We start from the raw sequence: 3,497 nt of genomic DNA on the forward strand, positions 1-3,497 counted from the left end.
TTTCACTTCCTTGATTTTAATCATTTTAACTCTTCAAGTTAATTTTTGTCATGTACAGAGATCGTAGATACCATGGGTTGCCTGCTCGTTGTCGGAGTTCATGCCGCAAATATTTACGATGGACGGGCCGCTCGTTGGGTCATACCGGCCTTGTTTTTACTGCGGGATAGGGTTAAAAAAATTTGGGCCGATGGGGCTTATTCTGGTGCAGAACTGATCGCGTGGGTTAAAGCTCAATTTGACTGCGTTCTTGAGGTTGTTGAAAAGAAAAAACCCGTGAATGGTTTTCAAGTTCTTCCTCGACGTTGGGTGGTAGAAAGAACCTTGGCCTGGCTAAGTCGATACCGGCGACTTAACAGAGATTACGAGCGCAATCCTAAGTCAAGCGAAAGCATGGTTTATATCGCTTCAAGTCGATTAATGTTGCGACAGCTTTGTAAAAATAGGGCATTAATGATAGAGGCTATTTGAGAATAAAAATTGAGCAACTGAGTTGCTGTACAGCTTCTAAAATCACTGTCTTAAAAAACCTTCGTTTGTTGAGACAGTGACATAATGCGCTGATTGGTAAAAATAATAACCCTTATGACAGTTTTCTGTCCGGTTGCTGATACTGCTGGCGAATTCAATAGGAGGAATCTCATTGCTGAGGCGGTATTCCTCGACCCGGATCGCGTAGCGTTCGAACCACTCCGGTGCCGCGACACCGGCCAGCCAGTCCGGTGCCGCCGTGGCCACGCTGTTCAGGGCCGCGCGCAAGGTCTCACCCACGCTCTCGAGCCGATTGAGGGTGCGGATCGCGGCCAGAACGTGGGTGGAATCGGTGCGTTGCTGGCCACGGGCTTTCAACAGGCCGCGCTCCTTTAACCGTGACAGCATCGCTTCCAAGAGGACAGGTCCGGCGGCACCTTCAACTAGGCGAGCGCGGAATTCACACAGCACGGAGGCATCGCCACCGGGGTCGGTCAATTCCAGGCTCAGGGCGTATTTCCAGTCGATCCGAGCGCGAACCGCCTCGGCCGCTTGGCGGTCGGAGAGTCCTTCGACAAATTGCATCACCGTGATCAAGGCCAGCCGCCAAGGCCTTTCCGCCGGTTGGCCGCGAGTGGGAAACCAGGGGGCAAACAGGAGATCGTCGAAGATCGTACCGATTTCATCGCGCAGGCGAACGTACAAGTTGCCTTTGGGAAAGGCGGCCCGCGCGACCCGTTGGGTTTCTTCGGGAACCGGGGCCATCTCTTGGGGCTGGAGCGACATGGCGATTCTCCGCAAATCAAGAATGGGGATGACTCCAAGTCTATCAATGACACCCACGTCGGACTTGCGCTCTATCACCACTTCAGATGAGATTCGCTCCAGAATCGAATTCGCCAGCAGTATCGGTTGCTCGTCAAACCCCGGGTACGACAACGATTCCTTCACTTTGGGGCCACAAGGCTGTGGCTCTCAGGCAAACTCAAAAAAACGAACGCTTTTCTGTTACAGATCCCTACTGTTCCCGACAAACCCGATGGGTGCTGTTCTGACGCCTGTTGCCCTACCATAAAATTCATATAGGGAATTTAAGTACCAAATTTGTAAGGAGAATTTAGTTTCGTGGTGCGTACTTTCTTGATCAGTAACATCACAGACTGAGTGCGCCAAAGCTTTACGAGGGCGATATCACTACCCGAGCCGTTCGAGGCGATGAGGAGGTGACCCTATGGCCCCAAAATGAAGGAATCGTTGTCGTACCCCAATATGGCTGACTTGGCCTTGCTCTACAATGACTTGGCGGAAACCTACGTTGCTGGTCGGCGTTGATTCGATACCACGCCGATTCTTGCCGATGTGTGCCGCCTGGAAGTTAGCCCATCCACTTCACCACGAGGCTGAACCGTTCATGTCTTCCCCTGACGTTCCACCCCTCCCCGCGCCGGTTGCGCCCAAACCGCCCATTCCGGGCGAATGCTGCGAGCGCGGCTGTGAGATGTGCATGTGGGACTACTATCGCCAGGCTCAGCGCCGCTATGAAGCGGCTTATGCTGGTTGGCAACAGCAGCAGGCTGGACGCCCATAGCCGATCAAGGGCGATAATCGGAAGACCAACCGGATTCTACCGGTGCGCTTTTAACCCGGTCGATCAGTGCGGCTACCGCATAGGCGGCATCGCCGGTTTGCGCCTTGCCGCTCAGAACCTGATCGGCCAAGGCGCGAACTGTCAGGTCGCCTGAATCCGAAGCGCGCTGCCTAATTCCTGCTTCTGATTTCAGGGCATCCCGGCCAAACAGGCCCGATCCAATTTGGAGGGCTTCTCTGGAACACCGGTTCAATTTGAAACTTCGCGGTCACTCGCCACGACCTTAACACCCATAAAGTATTATTTAATCATAAAGTTATCAATGTTGACACTCAATATGCTTAACTCGCTGGAAATCCCAACAGTTGGAGCAAAGCGCTATGTCAACGACCCATACGGTACGGCCCGGCGAAACACTTTCATCGATTGCACGCGCCTATCAATTTAAATCTTGGCAAGACCTTTACTGGCACGCGGACAATAAAAACTTACGACAAAAGCGGCCGAGCGGGAACCTCATTTTTCCCGGTGACCTCGTCATGATTCCCGATCGCTTCGCCGTCGCCAAGCCGGTCACCGGTCCGGCGCCGGTTCCCCTGCCCTGCGACAGCAAGGCCGCCGCCGTGGCCCTTCTCAAGACTAGCGCCAAGCTGGATACTCAGACCCAGCAACTTCTCACGCGCGGCCTCGTGATCGGTATTATCGCGGCGGAGCGCAAACGGATGAATGTTTTGGAGAAAGAAGGTATTGACGATGACACCTTCGGTCCGGGACAGATCGGCCAGCTCGCCTATACCGACGTGGTCAATACGTTCAAATCGGAGTTGAGCCAGTTTCTCATGCAGATGGGCGCGCAGTGCGGCGCCAGCCTCCCCAGGGGATGCGGCGTGAGCCTGAAACCCCTGGTCCAGAAAGGGTACCCCCAGGACGTGATCGACCCGGTGGTCTCGGATTTCTTCATCGCGGCGTACCTGGCTCTCCGCATCAAGGAAGCCGCGAAGCCAGGGCGGAGCGCCGAGGATCAACTCCAATTTGGTATCGGGATCTACCTCGGCGCTCGCGGTAGAATCGCGAGGGCCCAAGCGGCTCTCAGTCCCGTCGACCAAGGGGCGAGCGTCACGGATTATCCGAGGGGTCAAGAACCACTTGCAGCGTTCGAGCGATCCGAAGGACCGGGATGTCGCAGCTTATATCGAAGAAGTTTTCAGGAGTCGCTAACGGGAGCGATCGACCGGGATGCGACCCGTCGGGGTCAAGGCGTGCCGCGAGTCACCCTTTGGCGCTGGAGATACGCTGCCGTTCTACCGATGATCGGGTTGGATGAGGGTTGAGGAGCATCGGGTTCCGGTGGGCGCCCTTCCGAAACGACCGCCTCCAAGGCTGTCCATTCCACACATCTTGATCCTGGAGCTGCTGCCCCTATCTGATGGAATCGGTA

At 55.0% G+C, this 3,497-nt stretch carries 4 protein-coding genes and 1 pseudogene; 3 read left to right on the forward strand and 2 right to left on the reverse strand.

Annotation, left to right across the window (positions count from 1 at the left end):
• The first annotated feature begins 72 nt into the window (after positions 1-72).
• Positions 73-471, forward strand: a complete 399-nt coding sequence (locus tag BN874_RS23350; RefSeq protein WP_081756190.1) for a transposase — start codon at positions 73-75, stop codon at positions 469-471.
• A 162-nt stretch (positions 472-633) separates the two neighbouring features.
• Here the strand turns inward: BN874_RS23350 and BN874_RS06385 are convergent.
• Positions 634-1,257, reverse strand: a pseudogene (locus tag BN874_RS06385) (transposase); the annotation flags it as partial.
• 625 nt (positions 1,258-1,882) lie between these two features.
• Between BN874_RS06385 and BN874_RS23355 the strand changes: the two are divergent.
• Positions 1,883-2,059 (forward strand): oxidoreductase-like domain-containing protein, encoded by a 177-nt coding sequence (locus tag BN874_RS23355; protein WP_081756191.1) that lies wholly within the window; start codon positions 1,883-1,885, stop codon positions 2,057-2,059.
• Between the two features lie 4 nt (positions 2,060-2,063).
• Here BN874_RS23355 and BN874_RS26005 read toward each other — a convergent pair whose 3' ends face one another.
• Positions 2,064-2,189, reverse strand: coding sequence for a hypothetical protein (locus tag BN874_RS26005; protein WP_268258815.1), 126 nt, complete (start codon positions 2,187-2,189; stop codon positions 2,064-2,066).
• Between the two features lie 250 nt (positions 2,190-2,439).
• On the opposite strand from BN874_RS26005, the gene BN874_RS06395 reads away from it, so the two are divergent.
• Positions 2,440-3,390: a LysM peptidoglycan-binding domain-containing protein gene (locus BN874_RS06395; protein ID WP_034431592.1), complete on the forward strand. Its 951-nt coding sequence runs from the start codon at positions 2,440-2,442 to the stop codon at positions 3,388-3,390.
• Positions 3,391-3,497: the final 107 nt, after the last annotated feature.

This window comes from Candidatus Contendobacter odensis Run_B_J11, from assembly GCF_000531125.1.
Classification (GTDB): domain Bacteria; phylum Pseudomonadota; class Gammaproteobacteria; order Competibacterales; family Competibacteraceae; genus Contendibacter; species Contendibacter odensensis.